Source organism: Vibrio sp. 704 (genome assembly GCF_033339295.1).
Genome location: NZ_JAWOUH010000004.1, coordinates 282,183 through 298,660 on the forward strand (window position 1 = coordinate 282,183; position 16,478 = coordinate 298,660).

The following is a 16,478-nucleotide window of genomic DNA, read 5'->3' on the forward strand; positions in this document are numbered from 1 at the left end:
TTGTTTTTCCAATAAGTTGGTTGGTGTTTACCATTTTTTGTATTGATTGAATCAAAGTTTGAGTTGTGAGTGATGCCTCAATGAGCCGACAAAACAAAAGGGCTCCAGAGTTAACTCTGGAGCCCTTTCTAGTATTTAAGCTCTAAATAATTAGCGACGCTTTGGTTTACGTTGACCAGCTGGTTTGCCTTGTCCTTGCGGGCGACCTTGGCCTTGCGGCTTGCTACCTGCCGGGCGGTTTGCACCGTTGCCGCTAGGACGTTGGCCGTTGCTTGCAGGGCGTTGACCACCTGTAGCTTTGCCAGAACCGTTACGGTTACCAGATGGCTTACCATCTTTTGAACCGCTTTCAGAGCGTTTGTTCAAATGACCACCGAAGCCTGGTTGATTTTTGGTATGTTTGGTTGCAAAGCGGTTTGCCCCGTGACGACCAGATTTACGACGTTGCGCAGGTGTTTGTGCTTCAATGTCTTCTGCAGGAACGAGACAGCCTTGTTTGTCACCGATCAAATGTTTTTTACCCATACTGACTAGGGCTTCACGGATCATTGGCCAGTTTGCTGGATCGTGATAACGCAACAGCGCTTTATGCAGGCGACGTTGACGTTCACCTTTTGCTACAGGTACATCTTCACGTTTTTTGTACTTCACGCGTTTCAGAGGGTTTGTCTCTGAGTAGTACATCGACGTTGCGTTACACATTGGCGAAGGGTAGAAGTTTTGTACTTGGTCACATTCGAAGTTGTTCTTTTTCAGCCACAGAGCAAGGTTCAGCATGTCTTCGTCTTCTGTGCCTGGGTGCGCAGAGATAAAATAAGGGATTAAGTACTGCTTCTTGCCTGCTTCTGCACTGTATTTCTCGAACATCTCTTTAAAGCGATCGTACGTACCCATGCCTGGCTTCATCATCAGATCAAGAGGACCTTTCTCTGTATGTTCCGGTGCAATCTTCAAGTAACCGCCCACGTGGTGAGTCACGAGCTCTTTCACGTATTCTGGTGATTCAATCGCAAGGTCGTAACGTACGCCAGATGCAACCATCACTTTCTTCACGCCTTCAACTTTACGCGCTTCGCGGTATAAATCGATCGTGTGTTTGTGGTCTGTGTTTAGCTTGTTACAGATGCCCGGGAATACACAAGAAGGACGACGACAGTTCGCTTCCGCTTTTGGATCTTTACAGCCCAGGCGGTACATGTTTGCAGTCGGGCCACCAAGATCGGAAATTGTGCCGGTAAAGCCTGGAACTTTGTCGCGAATTTCTTCAATCTCGTTGATGATAGACTCTTTCGAACGGTTTTGAATGATTCGACCTTCATGCTCGGTAATCGAACAGAAAGAACAGCCACCAAAGCAACCACGCATGATGTTTACAGACGTCTTGATCATGTCGTACGCAGGAATTTTTGCTTTCCCGTACATAGGGTGAGGGATACGCGCGTAAGGCAGGCCAAACACAAAGTCCATCTCTTCGGTCGTCAATGGAATTGGAGCTTGGTTTACCCAAAGTTCACGATCACCATGGCTTTGAAGTAACGCTCGACCAGAGTACGGGTTCGTTTCTAAATGCAATACACGGCTTGCATGCGCATAAAGAATGCGATCGTTTCTTAGCTTTTCAAACGAAGGTAAACGGACCGCAGTCGTCGCAGCATCGTGGCGTGATGGGCGAATTGTGATTGGTTGTGCAACTGGCTCGTCTTTTTTAGTTTCACACTGAGTTTCTACTTCGTATGGGTTCTTTGGTACGAACGCTTCTTTACGAGGTTTTTCAATGCGAGAAGAATCAATAACCGTGTAGCCTTCTGGCGCCGCTGGCAAGTTCACGGCAGTACCACGAATATTGGTCATGGTGCTGATGTCTTCGCCGTTTGCGATGCGATGTGCTACTTCGACAAGTGCGCGCTCTGCGTTACCAAAAAGTAGGATGTCTGCTTTTGCATCAAACAGTACAGAACGGCGAACTTTATCTGACCAGTAATCGTAGTGTGCCACACGGCGTAGGCTAGCTTCGATACCACCTAAAACAATAGGTACTTCTTTGTATGCCTCACGACAACGTTGAGAGTAAACCAACGTTGCTCGGTCTGGGCGTTTACCACCTTCGTTATTCGGTGTGTACGCGTCATCGTGACGAAGCTTTTTATCCGCGGTGTAACGGTTGATCATGGAGTCCATGTTACCCGCAGTGATCCCGAAGAACAGATTTGGCTTACCAAGTTGCATGAACGCATCTTTATTTTGCCATTCTGGTTGAGCAATGATACCGACACGGAAACCTTGTGCTTCTAGCAGGCGGCCAATGATAGCCATACCAAAGCTTGGGTGATCCACATAAGCGTCACCGGTTACAATGATAATGTCACAGCTATCCCATCCTAGGGCATCCATTTCTTTGCGACTGGTCGGCAAGAAAGGTGCCGTACCAAAACACTCTGCCCAGTATTTTTTGTACTCATGAATAGGAGTGATGTTATTGGTCATATTTTGCTCTCTGTTCCAGGGAGCGCGAATTATAGCGATTTGATTATCAGGTATCTATAACAAACTCATCTATTCAAGCTTAGTTCATCGAGTTTTATTTGGTTTGTAAAAATATCAATGCTCTATCGGCGATTTTCTGTCTAATTTCACCTTGAAAGCCTCATGGTTATAGATCGGTTCATGAAAAATGTCGCAATCTTAATACAAATCATAAGCAATGGTGTGCTTATATGGGGTAAAGCCTATAATCAAATTAGTGCATATTAAATGCAAAAGGCTGAGCTGCTCTGGAAATAGTTCTAAGTCGATAGGCTTATCGTTGACACAATCCATCTATAAAGAGGATCGGCAGGTCCCAACTGGAATGTCGCGAATTGACTGTGAATTTTGAGCCTTGGGCTAATTACAAAAAAAGGGGCTAGGGTATGAGTGAATCTACGACAACAGTGCATCCAAAAATGCAAACGACTTCCAGTCTAACTCCTGTTATAGAGTGGTCTTACGATATTGATACTCGCGAGTTCGAATGTGATCAGCAAGGAATGGCAAAGGCATTTGGGATAAGTACGCCAGTAACCAGCCTAAATAACTTGTTTGATCATATGCTGATGGGGCAACAAGAAACGCTAAAACAACGAATTCTAGAAGTGGAACTCTTTGGCGGACGGGGGCGGTTTTCTTGTTGCATGATGCTAAAAAACGTTAACTTAGTGCACGTTACTATTAGTTTTGAAAGGCTCAATAAGCGCATTATCCAAGGCACTATCATTCCACAATTAACAATCACTGGTTGCGAGGAGTTAGCGAAAATTCTCGAAACGATTTTTGATTTGCCAAATGTAGGCGTTTTAGTTGCCGATGAAGATACGCGCATCTTAGGTTGTAACCGTGCCTTTGAGTTACAAATGGGCTATCAAAACCGAGATCTGGTTGGGCTTAAAACTCATATTTTCAGTACCTCTCACCATAGCCAAGCGTTTTATGATCAGCTGTGGCAGCAAATTAATGATGAAGGATGTTGGTGTGGTAACTTGCTGAGCAAAACAGCAAACGGTAGCAACCAAGCTCATCATCTTTGTATTTACCGACTTACGTTTCATTCTGGACGAATTCTCTATCTCGGATTTTCTACGGATATTTCTGCTTCGTTGTTGTGGATGAAAAATCGTTGTGAACAACAGCATGATTGGGCTGCCTTTTTACCAACGAGGAAAGAATTTGAACTCCAATTAGCTAACTTAGCGAATGAAAGCAGAAATAAAGAACTCAACATTGTTATGACACTCAGACCCAAGTTTTCGGAGAGATACTTGCTTGAACAGCAATTAGGTTTTGCAGATTTTATTATGCGAAGTCGCTACACCAGTATTGCGGGGCAGTTATCTCGGGATGTGTTTGTCGTATGCTTGCAGACCCCTCATTGTCAATGGTTGAGCCCGGTTCGTTTGATCCAAATTGCCATGAAAGGATTCTTTAATGAGCTTAGAAATGAAATGGGCACAAAAATGCATGCCACTATCGTTAAAGGCCAAACTGGTGTGTCAATCCTTGGCTATGATACGAACCGACCAAGACAAGCGCTAGCACATGCAGCGCAAGCGATGTTGTCCTCTATTTCCGGTGAAGGCAGCTATTTCAACTTTTACGACAGTGAACTTCACTCTGAATTAGTGAAGCGCCAACATCTCGAGGCGTTTTTGGAGGCGCAAATAGAGAGTGGACTAGTGGACGTTTACTTTCAACCGATTATCGACGTTCAAACCGGAAGAGTGGTTAAGTTCGAGGCCCTCGCACGCTTCTATGATGAAAATGATGCGTATTGTACGCAGAAGATGATCGCTATTATTGAAGATCTAGAACTCATAGCGGCACTTGATGATGTGGTCTGCCAAGCTGCGTTGAAGCACTTTCCGCGCTTACAAGAAATTTATGGCGAGGAAGTGGGCGTGACCATCAATCGCTCCCTCAATACGAAATTGGATTCTCTTCAGATCCTTCAGCGGTCGCATGATTTGATTAAAGCCAGTGGTGTAGACCCTAAGCGAGTAACTATCGAGCTAACAGAAACCGCGTATTTTGAACAAGATGAGGAGCATACTCGAGTTCTAGAGGAAGTGCGGAAAGAGGGCATTGAGATCGCGATTGATGACTTCGGTACTGGGTATTCTTCTTTTTCTTATCTAGAAAAAGGGCAGTTTGATTTACTGAAAATAGACCGAAAATTCATCAAGAACATTCATAAAGGGAGCACCAGCTATAACATTGTGAAAATGGTCACCGAGCTTGCACAGCAAATGAATGTAAAAGTGGTTGCTGAAGGCGTGGAATCCAAGCAAGAACTTCAAGTATTGGCAGAAATCGGTGTCGATTACATGCAGGGCTTTCTATTTTCTGCTGCCGTGCCTGTCGATTTGATGGATAAAGCGAACAGTTATGAGCATCTGTTCTCTGACATCGCGATTGAGTCTAAGCAAAGTGATGTGTTGCAATCTGTGAGCCATGAACAAGTCAGGTCTATGGACCCTGGAGAACCGCTCTCCTTGGCAGTGGAGTACATGAATTTGAATCCAAGCTCGCCTTTAGTTGTTCTCAATGAAAATCGTTGTGTTGGGTTAATTACGAAAGAGACGGTGAATTTACACCTAACGCCCTCGATGGGCACAGAGCGAGAAACTGAACGAGAAAGCCGAATTTGGAAACGTCCTGTTAATCAGATAATGAGCACCGAATTTGTGTTGGTTGATGAGGATTTACCTGTCTCTGTTATTCGAGAGTTGGTTAAAACCGGGATTCGTTTCCCTTGGGTACTGTGTAATACCAAAGAAGAGTACCGTGGAGTTTTAACGCAGGAAGACGCGTTGAAGTATCTTGCCTCTCTGTGAATAAAATTGTCTTACCGTTTTAGCTCATTTGGGGGCCGACTTTCGGTGGTTTGGCGATAGTTGATTTGATATTATCGCCCCCCAAAATGACTTTTGAGCGTGCATTCAACATGATTCAACAATTGCTGGTTACTTTCCCTCCGATGCTATTTGGCGCACAAGCGCTACTGACTTTGCTTCTAATAAAGGGCGATATTTGTCCTGGTCAGCGAGGACGTCTTCATAAAATGTTGCCAGCAGTAGCTGTATTGTGGCTCGCTGTTGCGTCACTTCGCATTGAAGCATTTATGATCGTGTTTGCTATTTTCTACTTTTATTCTCAGGTTCAAACCAAGAAAACGCGTGAGAAAGGGCCACTATGGGCGATGCATTTAGCGAATGGTTTGGCCTTTGCGTATGTGAGTATTCAAGTATTTGAGCAATCAAGCTGGCCAGCATCGATAGCGATGGCGCTAATGATATTTTTCCTTGGGGCGTCATTTTCTCAATTGCTGCTTACGATAGCTCGCAGCAGACTACAGGCATTTCACCGTATTTTACCAGTTACGGGCATTGTGTCTGGAATGCTATTAGTCATCGCAACGTTGTTTGCTTCTTACCAGTTAAATGAAGCCACACTAAACGCTGCGACACAGCCGATCTTGCTGTCTTTAGCTATGCTAATTTCTTCAATTATTGTGTGGTGTTGGCATATTTTTACGCATAAGAAACCAGAAAAGGTGCAACTGAGCGTTGCCTTGTTGCTAGCACTCGCGTCGATGACGAGCCTGCAAGGTTTATTCTCTCTCGCGGCTTAACCTCTATTCTAAAGACAAAGCTAGACAGCTTATATCCAAGTGCTTTCTTGGTGCTTGGGTATAAGGTGATCACGTTTTAGATCGCACTCACTTTAAATTCGCATAATTGCTACTACGCTTGTTTATATACCTTGTCGAAGAGGAGAGTCGCGATGGATTTAAGCAATGTAGGTAATCTGGACAGCACTATTTTGCTAGGTATCGTCAACGAAAAGCTACGTTTAGAGTGCGACAGTTTTGACGAGTTAGTATCAGTGTATGAGATGGATGTAGAGTCTGTAGTCGGCAAGCTTGATATGCTCGGTTATCAGTACGATCCATTGACTAACCAATTTAAAGCATATCAACGCTAAGCCTTTCATAATCCAAATCTTTTAAGCCACCTTGATTCCGTCAAGGTGGCTTTTACATTGTAGCCTCGCGGTTGCGAAAAAAGCTTGTAAGTAACGCTTTTCTTTCTCTGAGTGACGCGTTGCAGCAAACAAGCGACGCCATAAGCCTTGGCCGAAAGGTTTACTGGTAATAAGACCTTGGCGAGAAAATTCAGAAATCGCCCAATTGGGTAGTGCCGCCACCCCTAATCCAGCAGAGACCATCTGAACTAACATGAGAGTGTTGTCGGCTTGCTTCCATTTCGCAGGTTCTATTCCTGCTGGCTGAAGAAAGTGTTTTACGACGTCCAGCCTTTGTTTTTGAACCGGATAAGAGAGCATGGTTTGATCTGCGAGATCTTGCGGATCAATAATTTCTTTTTCCGCCAATGGGTGATTGGTTGCGGTAATTAAACGCATTTCAAAGTCGAATAGAGGCTCGTAGTGGACTTCAGATCGAGGTTGGATATCGGAAGTAATAACGAGATCAAGTTCGCCTGCCAATAGAGCTGGGAGTGGTTCAAAGCCAAAACCAGAGGAAAAGTCCAATGTTACGCTAGGCCAAGCAAGTTGGTACTCCCTAAGTGCAGGCATTAGCCATTGGAAGCAAGAGTGACATTCAATGGCCATATGTAATCGGCCATTGACGTCTTCTTTCAAGCTCGCTATATCATTTTCTGCTCTTGCGAGTTTCGGAAGGATATCTTCTGCAAGACGCAATAGGATTTCTCCCTCTGAAGTGAACTTCACCGGACGAGTCTTTCTCAGGAACAGTTGCCCTCCAATTCGCGCCTCCAAATCTTTGATCTGATGAGACAGTGCCGACTGAGTGAGATGCAAAGCGGTCGCTGTCGCCGTTAGAGAGCCAGTGTCTCGAAGCGAAGTGAGTGTCCGCAAATGTTTTAGCTCTATCATGAATTCCTTTCATCCTTTGTTGCTCGCTATGAACAGAATAGCAATCGTGTAAATAACTTAACGACAAAAAATGGATATGTAAACGTCTAGACGTCTATTTGTTGTTTTTATTTGCGAATCATGTCGCTTCATGATGAATTTTTTTAATAAACAAGTTGAATAAATGGACGTTGTTCTAATATCAGATGAGAGCGATAGTTTAGCCATCCAGACATCTTATTCTTTACCGAAAGATGCTCTGAACCAAACAAATTGAACAAAATTGAGAAAGGAATAGGGACATGGCGACAACGACTCACATACTAGGTTATCCACGCATTGGTGAAAAAAGAGAATTAAAATTCGCTCAGGAGAAATACTGGCGAGGAGAAATTGATCAAGCTGAGCTTAAAAAGGTTGGGGCAGATCTACGCGCCAAAAACTGGCAAACGCAAACGGATTCAGGTTTGAGTTTTGCCACCGCTGGCGACTTCGCTTGGTACGATCATGTACTGACGACCACGTTGCTATTGGGTCATGTGCCAAAGCGTCACGCTGATGGTTTCCCTAACCTGGATACGTTGTTTAAAGTGGGTCGCGGTCAATCTCAGGCGGGTTGCAGCTGTGCGGGCGCTGCGGCATCGGATATGACCAAATGGTTCAACACAAACTACCATTACATCGTCCCTGAATTCAGCAAGGACGATACGTTTGAAGTGAGCTGGCCGCAACTGTTTGAAGAAGTCAACGAAGCGCTTCAAGCTGGCCACCAAGTGAAGCCTGTTTTGCTTGGTCCAGTCAGTTACCTTTACTTGGGCAAAGAGGTCGAAGAAGGGTTTGACCGCTTAACCCTGCTACCACGCTTACTTACTGCTTACCAAGCTATTTTGGCAAAGCTAGCAAGTCAAGGTGTTGAGTGGGTTCAGATTGATGAGCCAATTTTGTCACTGGAGCTAGAAAGCAAATGGGCTGATTCGTTTAAGCTAGCCTACCAAGTGATTCGAAGCGATGTAAAAGTGCTGCTAACGACGTACTTTGACTCCGTAAGCGATACGCTAGGCAAAATTGTAGAGCTTCCGGTAGATGGTTTGCATATCGATTTATCTACCGTCCCTAAGCAGCTTGACGATGTGGTTGCCAAGTTACCGGAGGGGTGGGTGCTTTCTGCTGGCGTTGTGAATGGTCGTAACGTGTGGCGTTCAGATTTAAGTGCCCAACTCGAGCGTCTACAGCCAGTCAAAGAGAAACTGGGCGACAAACTTTGGGTTGCCAGTTCATGCTCTTTGCTACATAGCCCGGTTGATCTGGAACAGGAAACAGAACTCAGTGAGGAAGTGAAAAGCTGGTTTGCGTTCGCAAAACAAAAAGTAACAGAAGTCGCCTTGCTTGGCCGCGCACTCGATGGTGATCAAGATGCGATTCTCGCTTGTGATACCTACAGCCAGCCAATCAAAGCACGTAAAACGGCAACGCATGTGAATAAGCCACAAGTTCAAGCACGTTTAAACAGTATTACTGCGTCACTTGCCGAGCGCAGCGCACCTTACGCGGAGCGTGCTGCGCATCAAGCTGAAGTATTGGGCTTGCCTTTGTTGCCAACAACGACAATCGGCTCTTTTCCTCAAACGGGTGAAATCCGGGTGCAGCGCAGCGCTTATCGTACAGGTCAATTATCTGAGTCTGAATATATCCAAGCACTTAAAGGACATATTGCTGACGCAGTAAAACGTCAAGAGGCGCTCGACCTAGATGTGCTAGTTCATGGTGAAGCAGAGCGTAACGACATGGTGGAATACTTCGCTGAGAACTTGGCGGGTTTTCAAACGACCAAATTTGGTTGGGTACAGAGTTATGGTTCTCGCTGTGTGAAACCTGCCATTGTAGTTGCTGACATTGAACGTGAAAAACCGATCACAGTTGAATGGTCGACGTACGCACAATCGCTAACCAGCAAACAGATGAAAGGCATGTTGACTGGACCAGTAACGATTTTATGTTGGACGTTCCCACGTGAAGACATCACACGTCAAGAAATTGCGCAGCAACTTGCTTTGGCACTACGTGATGAGGTGTCTGACCTGCAAGATGCAGGCATCAATATCATTCAAATTGACGAGCCAGCCATTCGAGAAGGTTTACCACTCAAAAAACGCGATCACAAAGCGTACTTAGAATGGGCCGTAAATGCGTTTAAGGTCTCTGCGGCAAGTGCAAAACCAGAAACTCAGATTCACACTCATATGTGTTACAGCGAGTTCAATGAAATCATTGATTCGGTTGCGGCACTCGATGCGGACGTCATTACCATTGAAACATCTCGCTCAAATATGGAGCTGCTGAAAGCATTTGAAGAGTTCAATTACCCGAACGAAATTGGCCCTGGTGTTTATGACATTCACTCACCAAACATTCCTACGGAAGAATGGATTGAAGGTTTAATCAAGAAAGCGGCAGAAAAAATTCCGGCTCAACGTTTGTGGGTAAACCCAGATTGTGGTCTGAAAACACGAAACTGGAAGGAGACAGAAGCCGCATTGGCAAATCTGGTTTCAGCGGCGAAGAAGCTCCGTGCTGAGCTGGCGTAACACATCGTTACAGCAAATAAAAACGGAGACTGTGGTCTCCGTTTTTCTATTCTTAATTGTTAACTTTCGTTTTCAGATTATCCAATAATAGCGAATCATCGTCTCATGCCGAAAGCAACAAAAATTACTGTAGCTACTTCACCTGAGTACAAGTCTGTGCGGAAACCAACTCATCTGCCATCAACTGACCGCGAGAATTACGTACCTTAATACGATACATCAAGCCCATATCAATTTGCTTGCGAACTTCTGGGTTGCTGCAGTAGGTATAGATACTGGTATTCAGTACTTGATTTAACGGCTTTGCACCGAGTGCGCTATCGTTATAAATCATCATCATCTCTACAACATTTTTGTTGGATGAGACACGCATTATTTGCAGTGGACCGTACTCTAAAGGGAGGCCCGCAGACAAGACTCCTGCTCGGTTTGATGCCATAAGCTCAAGTTGGCGCTGATTATCATCGGTTGATGAACAGCCAGCCAGAGCACCAAATACCAAGAAAAGACACAGTAATTTTTTCATAAATTAAAACACTTTTTTGAACGGTTTCACGATTACATGATCGTAAACACCAGCCGCTACATAAGGATCGGCTTCTGCCCACGCTTTAGCATCCTCTAGAGAGGCGAATTCAGCGATGACAGTTGAGCCCGTAAATCCAGCTTCACCAGGATTGTCAGAATCTATCGCAGGCATCGGACCAGCTGTAAGAAGGCGACCTTCGTCTTGTAGCTTTTGTAAGCGACCCAAGTGTTGTGGGCGAACGCTCATGCGTTTTTCCAACGAGTTCTCAACGTCCTGTGAAAAGATGACATACCACATAGCATAGTTCCTTAATTGGTAGGGTAAAGTGTTAATTTAACGCCTTTTTTGTGTCTCTCACAAGTGAACAACAGAAAATGTGAGGTCCTTTCTAACTGTTAGCGTTGTAGGTTGACTAATTCTGAACCGGACGTGGTTTACCTTCACTGTCAATGGCTACGTAGTTGAAGGTCGCATCACAAACCATGAAGCGTTCGCCAACACCGTGAGCTTTGACGGGTTTGACCCATACTTCCAAATCGATACTCATGGATGTGCGGCCGATCTTAGTGCATTCGCCGTAGCAGCATACGACATCGCCCACACCAACAGGTTTTTTGAACGTAATGCTTGATACCGAAACGGTGACAACGCGACCACAAGAGATCTCTTTTGCCAGAATCGCGCCTGCTAAGTCGAGCTGAGACATTATCCAACCGCCAAAAATATCGCCATTGGCGTTTGTATCTGCAGGCATTGCAAGGGTACGAAGCAGCATTTGACCTTTCGGAGAGCTAATTTCTTGACTCATTGTGACATCCTAAATCTTAAAGGCGCTCAAACTAAGCGCCAACATAGTAAATACCTAGAACCAAAGGTCCTTAAAAAACCGCAGATACCGGACCAGAGAAAGTTGGTTTACAGCAGCAAGAATGGTCTGAAAACGGTACGTTGTTTGAGCGGTTTACTGATACATGGAGCAAAACAGCGACCCTAAGGTCGCTGTGAAGTCGCGGATTATAGCAAAACTGAGTTTTTAATCATCAGTGGACACATCGGATGAGTTATTTTTTTGTTCTTTTGGCATGTGTTTATAAATGTAAAAGCCAGTCGCAATCATGTAAGCAAATGTCGCGATCAACATTCCAAATACTTTGAAGTTAACCCAAACATCCAACGGCAATTCGTAAGCAATATAAATGTTTAGGCCAGCGAAGAATGAGAAGAAGCCAACCCAAGCCCAGTTAATCTTTGCCCAAACAGCGTCAGGTAACGTAATTTCCTTGCCTAGCATACCTTTGATGGCTGATTTTCCCAATGCGTGGCTCACTGCTAAGCCAATCGCCAGAATCGCGTAAATGATGGTGACTTTCCACTTTATAAAATTGTCGTCGTGGAAGAAAAGGGTCATGCCGCCGAAGATAGTGACGATAACAAATGTTATTAGCTGCATCTTTTCGACTTTCTTATACAGCGCATAGGTGACGACAAGCTGAATGGCTGTTGCTACGATCAGTGCACCTGTCGCCACGTAGATGTCGTACAGCTTGTATAAAGCGAAGAAAACGATGAGTGGTATAAAGTCTAGGATCTGCTTCATGATGGCAAAATCTACCTAATTGTTGAATTGAAGACAGTCTAACGGAATCTGACAAGATGTGAATACTGAGGAAGTTAAGGTAAGAATAGTAACGCTTAGTATATCGTACAGCCCGCAAGCTTCTTCCACGTCGAAACAGCAAATGGAAGGAATAAAAATTGCCGCGTGAAGCGGCAATAGAGTTGAGAGTTTTAAACCTTAAGCCACACGTTGATATTGGGAAATAAGCGTTTTTACATCTTCTAAATAGCCTTCCCGCAGTAAGTTATCGACCGTTGCTTCTAGCTCTTCGAGAGACATCGTGAAGCAAGTGGATTTACCAGTCATCAGGGTCAGATATTGATGATACTCTTCTTCTGTATAGTGGCCTAAGCGATCAAGTAACAGTGTTTTGATTCCATGATGAATCAAGCCGTAGTATGTATGTCGATGAAGTAACATGGCGATCTCCTTATCAAGCTCATACGCTACTCATTTGCAGCCTGCTTGACCTTCTGGATAATTCGATTTACTCCAATAATGCACATCTAGTGCCAATTCTATATTTGCAAATTAAAAAGTGTTGGAAGGTGCAAAATTCTCGTTCTGTAACCATCTTTGGATGACGACTTGAAGTGCATTTAACGTGGTGGGCTTTTCGAGCCTGTCATCCATGAGTGTCGAAATTAGCTCCAACTCTCTAGCTCCAGACTCACCAGATAAGGCAATGATTGGAACGGAGGATGTGATTTGCTTAATCCGTTGGCTGGCGTCAAATCCATTCATTACCGGCATTTGGACATCCATAAGAACGAGATCAATCTTGTGAGAGTGGAATAGTTCTACCGCAGAGGCTCCATTATTTGCTTGTAAGCTGTTGACTCCCAATCTTTTTAAATACATCTGTACCAAGGTGCGTTGCACCTCTTTGTCATCAACAATGAGCACTGTTGGTGCATCTTTACATACTTGTACGTGTTGAGCTGAATGATTTTCAGAATGTGATGGAGTTGCTTTCCAGTTATCAAAGTCCGGTGCTCTCAATGTCTCTGGTTTTGGTGCGTTTGGTACGACTGGGAAATACAAGTAGAATTCTGTGAACTCGCTCAATTCAGACTGGCACTCTATTCGTCCTCCGAAGGAGCGCATAACACGTTGGCAATAGCCCAAACCTAAGCCACTGCCTCCGCTTTTTTGATACGAGAAAAAGTCATCAAATATCTTGTGTAAGATACTGCGATCTATACCTGGCCCACTATCTCGGAAGATCAGAATGTTTTCGTAAGCCCCCGCCTGGGTACGAATCTCAATTTGACTGTCGGGATAAGAATCAAAATAGTAGATAGCGTTACGAATCAAATTGAAAATGACAAAGTTAAACAGGGTCTCATTTAACTTCGCGACAAAATCGTGTGCCTGTGGCAGGTTAATTCTCTCAATTATTTGATCGTTTTCAAAACCATAACGGCTTACTGCTTGGTCGATGGCTTTATGTATGGAAGTGAGAGCTAAAGGCTCATGCTCTGGTGAGCTGTCGCTAACTTCTCGTAAAATAATATCGATAAGTTGTCGACCGCGTTGTATAGCGGCTTCACCTTTATCAATTTCTCTTTTTAGCATATCCAGTGAGGCGTTTGACTCTATATGCTGTTTTAAAGCTTCAAATTGTAATTGTACTTGAGCGAGAGGGTTACGCATTTCATGTGCAATGGAGTTAGCCAGCGCACGGCTTTGGCGTACCTTTCTATCGGCTTCAATGGTGCTCTGGATGCGAACTAATAACGTTTGCAGAGCTGAGATTTCTTCATTAGAAAACAGCTTATTATCTATTTTATGTGAAGAAATCAGCAAGTGAGTAACAGATTTTCCACGACCGAAGAGAGGCATAACGAGCGCAGTATTGCTTGAGCGCATACGCTCGTAGAGCTTTCTCATCGACCCTTTAGAAGAGGAGGCATAATCAATTTCTTCAGACAACTCATCAAGCACGAGAACTGACTTGCTTGACGGCAGGTACTCTTCGTAAAACGTTTCTGTGTAATTGCTAGTGACTAGCTGTAGCTTGTTGTTTGGTATGTTAAGTAACGATGCCAACTGACGCATAGCATCATCTATTGAGCGTTTAAACTCTTCCTCTAACCCAAGGATTTGCTGAACGGGAGTGTGTCGTTTCCCATAAATAAAATATGAAGCGAAACGACTGACTCGCTTAAAAAGCAAGTGCCAACTGATACCGATAAGCGCGCATAAAGGTACCGCAACAAGCCATTGGTTATCTTCAGAGATAGGAATAAATATCGCCCCTAGCGGCAGAACAAAAATGGCGCAGACTAAGAGCGCGCTTACCGTTAAGTACGTGAGATATTTAGCGCTGTAGAAGCGAGAGGTAAGTAGGGCATAGCCCACAAACAACATTTCGCTGATTGAAAGTGCTGGTGGTAACCAAGTTAGGGAGAAGTCGCCAAGGAAATACGTCATTCCAAGGTGTATCACTGCCGTAGATAACATGAATACCAAAATGCCAGCGATCATATAGTTGCTTTTTGCTAACGTGAGCTTGCTGCTGTTAGCGCGCATGGCAATCAAGTTAAGCAGCGTTAGTACCACGAAAGCTAGCAAACTAATGAAAAAATATGAGGTATGTGGGCCAAATTTAATGACGAACTGGCTTGGACCACTAATGGTGACATTTTCGACAGTAAGATTCGGCACTAAGTTGATGTACAGTGAATACGTTGCTAGTGTGACAAAGACGACTTTTTGCCAGACTTTGACCGCTGTTTTTTTAACATCTGCGGTTAACTGGCAAGAAAAATAGAATGCAAACGCAAAGGCGAAAAAAGACGCTAAGTTCGCTAACTTAGCCATAAAAATGCCACCAACAGAGCCTAATTCTGGCAATAAATCGGTATGGAAATAGGCGTTGCTGCTTATCCAAACAATGATACAGCTGGAATAAGCGATGTAAGGCGCGTGATGCGAGCCTAAGATTGATTCACTCTTCTGTTTTAGGCGATAGCAGTAATACAGTAGCCAAGCGAATACTATTAGTACAGTCGCGTACAATGCCATTGCTTTTGGGTAAAAGAGACCGTGCAAATGAACATCAAGCATGCTCATTCACCTTTTTATCCATTCTTTTTGTTCGTACGCAATGTTTGTAGTCGCGAAATTGTATGTCTTGAAATGCTTCAACCATCATACCTAAATTCCAGAAACCGCGGTATGTCTTGGTACCGTCACCGTTAATGTCGCGGTATCCTGAGTGAAAGTAGGCACTTAAATCAATAGATTGATAGAAATTTAACATAAACACTTGCTCAATAATGGTAAAGCCGAGCTTATAGCCTGCTTTATAGAGCTCGCTCATCATAGTTTTTTGCGCCAGATACAAAAAATACAGCTTTTGTTGAATGTTGCCTCCCACCGTAAGACGCAGTACTTCGCAAACCGCTTCAGTGTTCTTTACATGAGATTGAAACTGAGCATCAAACCCAACAAGAGTGTGCTCAGGAGTTAGAGCACGACACTCCAAAATACCCAGTTGATTGAGAACACTGTACCCATGATTAGGAAAGCAAAACTGCCATTGTTCGTTACTAAACTGTGGTGAGTAACTGAGCCAGTTATTTCGTTGATGCCAGCTTTGCACTAAAGCGGAGGAGACCAAGATTGGTGAAGATGACGATTTGAGCAAGAGCGCAAAGTGCTGCCCTTTTTGCGAGAGTGATAAAAGAGGCAAGATTTCAAACCATTGTTCAGTTTGGACGAAAAGCTCAAGATTACTCAGTGTGATCGCTTCGGAAATCGGCATTAACGCTGCATGATTTGGCAGCATTACCTCAAGATCGCAATCTGCGATATCTTCAATTAACACGCTAGTATAGCTGTGGTCGTCAAACGGAAGCGGAGTAGGAATCGCAGCTTCGTTTGAAGGATATTTTTGCTTGATTGCTTCGATCTCGCATTGACACCAGAAAACCATCCAATGCGGGTAACAATCTGCGGCAAGTTGTTCAAGTAAACGAATCTCTTTGGAGAAACCTGTCGGATACTGTTGCACTAAATCTCGATAATCCATTAACTCAAATAGTGCAGAAAGACTTTTTGATGCGTGTTTAGGAAAGAGAGATTTAAGCAGTTTTATTCGATACAGAGCAACCTGTTGAAAAAGAGCATCTCGTTTTTGTTTCGTTAGGGTAAGAATAACTGAGTCAACCAGGGCCTGCTGCTTTGATTCGATCGGCAAATTTATTTTGGTGAGATATTCCAAAGATTGCTCAAGACTCATGATATAACCTAGCTCTAACGTTTTGTTATATTTTGTAATGGTTTATATCATTTTGAAAAATTTATGCCA

Annotated in this window: 13 protein-coding genes; 4 read left to right on the forward strand and 9 right to left on the reverse strand. The window is 44.0% G+C overall.

Annotated elements, in window-relative coordinates:
• Positions 1 to 150: 150 nt before the first annotated feature.
• Complete coding sequence (locus R7R24_RS09475; RefSeq protein ID WP_054577677.1) at positions 151 to 2,484, reverse strand: YgiQ family radical SAM protein; 2,334 nt, start codon at positions 2,482 to 2,484, stop codon at positions 151 to 153.
• A 425-nt stretch (positions 2,485 to 2,909) separates the two neighbouring features.
• On the opposite strand from R7R24_RS09475, the gene R7R24_RS09480 reads away from it, so the two are divergent.
• From R7R24_RS09480 to R7R24_RS09490, 3 genes are all read left to right on the forward strand, one after another.
• On the forward strand, positions 2,910 to 5,366 hold the full coding sequence (locus tag R7R24_RS09480; RefSeq protein ID WP_318119486.1) for an EAL domain-containing protein: 2,457 nt from the start codon (positions 2,910 to 2,912) through the stop codon (positions 5,364 to 5,366).
• An 86-nt stretch (positions 5,367 to 5,452) separates the two neighbouring features.
• Complete coding sequence (locus R7R24_RS09485; RefSeq protein ID WP_005389354.1) at positions 5,453 to 6,163, forward strand: hypothetical protein; 711 nt, start codon at positions 5,453 to 5,455, stop codon at positions 6,161 to 6,163.
• A 152-nt stretch (positions 6,164 to 6,315) separates the two neighbouring features.
• Positions 6,316 to 6,516: a DUF4250 domain-containing protein gene (locus R7R24_RS09490; RefSeq protein WP_005376762.1), complete on the forward strand. Its 201-nt coding sequence runs from the start codon at positions 6,316 to 6,318 to the stop codon at positions 6,514 to 6,516.
• Between the two features lie 21 nt (positions 6,517 to 6,537).
• Here R7R24_RS09490 and metR read toward each other — a convergent pair whose 3' ends face one another.
• Entirely contained in the window at positions 6,538 to 7,449 is a 912-nt protein-coding gene (gene metR / locus R7R24_RS09495) for an HTH-type transcriptional regulator MetR (RefSeq protein WP_053349657.1), read from the reverse strand.
• Positions 7,450 to 7,730: 281 nt separating this feature from the next.
• On the opposite strand from metR, the gene metE reads away from it, so the two are divergent.
• The gene (gene metE / locus R7R24_RS09500; RefSeq protein WP_191115993.1) at positions 7,731 to 10,013 is read left to right on the forward strand and encodes a 5-methyltetrahydropteroyltriglutamate--homocysteine S-methyltransferase; all 2,283 of its coding nucleotides are present in this window, start codon (positions 7,731 to 7,733) and stop codon (positions 10,011 to 10,013) included.
• A 133-nt stretch (positions 10,014 to 10,146) separates the two neighbouring features.
• Here the strand turns inward: metE and R7R24_RS09505 are convergent, their stop codons facing one another.
• The 7 genes from R7R24_RS09505 to R7R24_RS09535 form a co-directional block, all read right to left on the reverse strand.
• Positions 10,147 to 10,539, reverse strand: coding sequence for a GspS/AspS pilotin family protein (locus tag R7R24_RS09505; RefSeq protein WP_054574761.1), 393 nt, complete (start codon positions 10,537 to 10,539; stop codon positions 10,147 to 10,149).
• Between the two features lie 3 nt (positions 10,540 to 10,542).
• Entirely contained in the window at positions 10,543 to 10,839 is a 297-nt protein-coding gene (locus R7R24_RS09510) for a YciI family protein (RefSeq protein WP_017634695.1), read from the reverse strand.
• A 115-nt stretch (positions 10,840 to 10,954) separates the two neighbouring features.
• The gene (gene yciA / locus R7R24_RS09515; protein WP_318119487.1) at positions 10,955 to 11,350 is read right to left on the reverse strand and encodes an acyl-CoA thioester hydrolase YciA; all 396 of its coding nucleotides are present in this window, start codon (positions 11,348 to 11,350) and stop codon (positions 10,955 to 10,957) included.
• Between the two features lie 225 nt (positions 11,351 to 11,575).
• Entirely contained in the window at positions 11,576 to 12,139 is a 564-nt protein-coding gene (locus tag R7R24_RS09520) for a septation protein A (RefSeq protein WP_005376769.1), read from the reverse strand.
• Between the two features lie 198 nt (positions 12,140 to 12,337).
• The gene (locus tag R7R24_RS09525; protein ID WP_017634694.1) at positions 12,338 to 12,580 is read right to left on the reverse strand and encodes a hypothetical protein; all 243 of its coding nucleotides are present in this window, start codon (positions 12,578 to 12,580) and stop codon (positions 12,338 to 12,340) included.
• A 111-nt stretch (positions 12,581 to 12,691) separates the two neighbouring features.
• Entirely contained in the window at positions 12,692 to 15,232 is a 2,541-nt protein-coding gene (locus R7R24_RS09530; protein ID WP_054577679.1) for a hybrid sensor histidine kinase/response regulator, read from the reverse strand.
• On the reverse strand, positions 15,225 to 16,409 hold the full coding sequence (locus R7R24_RS09535) for an acyl-homoserine-lactone synthase (protein WP_054577680.1): 1,185 nt from the start codon (positions 16,407 to 16,409) through the stop codon (positions 15,225 to 15,227). Before R7R24_RS09535 ends, R7R24_RS09530 begins: the two co-directional genes overlap by 8 nt.
• Positions 16,410 to 16,478: the final 69 nt, after the last annotated feature.

Bases quoted from the DNA above. Each gene is read 5' to 3' on its own strand.
- R7R24_RS09505 (WP_054574761.1), bottom strand. From the start codon at position 10,539: ATGAAAAAATTACTGTGTCTTTTCTTGGTATTTGGTGCTCTGGCTGGC.
- R7R24_RS09520 (WP_005376769.1), bottom strand. From the start codon at position 12,139: ATGAAGCAGATCCTAGACTTTATACCACTCATCGTTTTCTTCGCTTTA.
- R7R24_RS09490 (WP_005376762.1), top strand. From the start codon at position 6,316: ATGGATTTAAGCAATGTAGGTAATCTGGACAGCACTATTTTGCTAGGT.
- R7R24_RS09485 (WP_005389354.1), top strand. From the start codon at position 5,453: ATGACTTTTGAGCGTGCATTCAACATGATTCAACAATTGCTGGTTACT.
- R7R24_RS09480 (WP_318119486.1), top strand. From the start codon at position 2,910: ATGAGTGAATCTACGACAACAGTGCATCCAAAAATGCAAACGACTTCC.
- metR (WP_053349657.1), bottom strand. From the start codon at position 7,449: ATGATAGAGCTAAAACATTTGCGGACACTCACTTCGCTTCGAGACACT.
- R7R24_RS09510 (WP_017634695.1), bottom strand. From the start codon at position 10,839: ATGTGGTATGTCATCTTTTCACAGGACGTTGAGAACTCGTTGGAAAAA.
- yciA (WP_318119487.1), bottom strand. From the start codon at position 11,350: ATGAGTCAAGAAATTAGCTCTCCGAAAGGTCAAATGCTGCTTCGTACC.
- R7R24_RS09530 (WP_054577679.1), bottom strand. From the start codon at position 15,232: ATGCTTGATGTTCATTTGCACGGTCTCTTTTACCCAAAAGCAATGGCA.
- metE (WP_191115993.1), top strand. From the start codon at position 7,731: ATGGCGACAACGACTCACATACTAGGTTATCCACGCATTGGTGAAAAA.
- R7R24_RS09525 (WP_017634694.1), bottom strand. From the start codon at position 12,580: ATGTTACTTCATCGACATACATACTACGGCTTGATTCATCATGGAATC.
- R7R24_RS09475 (WP_054577677.1), bottom strand. From the start codon at position 2,484: ATGACCAATAACATCACTCCTATTCATGAGTACAAAAAATACTGGGCA.
- R7R24_RS09535 (WP_054577680.1), bottom strand. From the start codon at position 16,409: ATGAGTCTTGAGCAATCTTTGGAATATCTCACCAAAATAAATTTGCCG.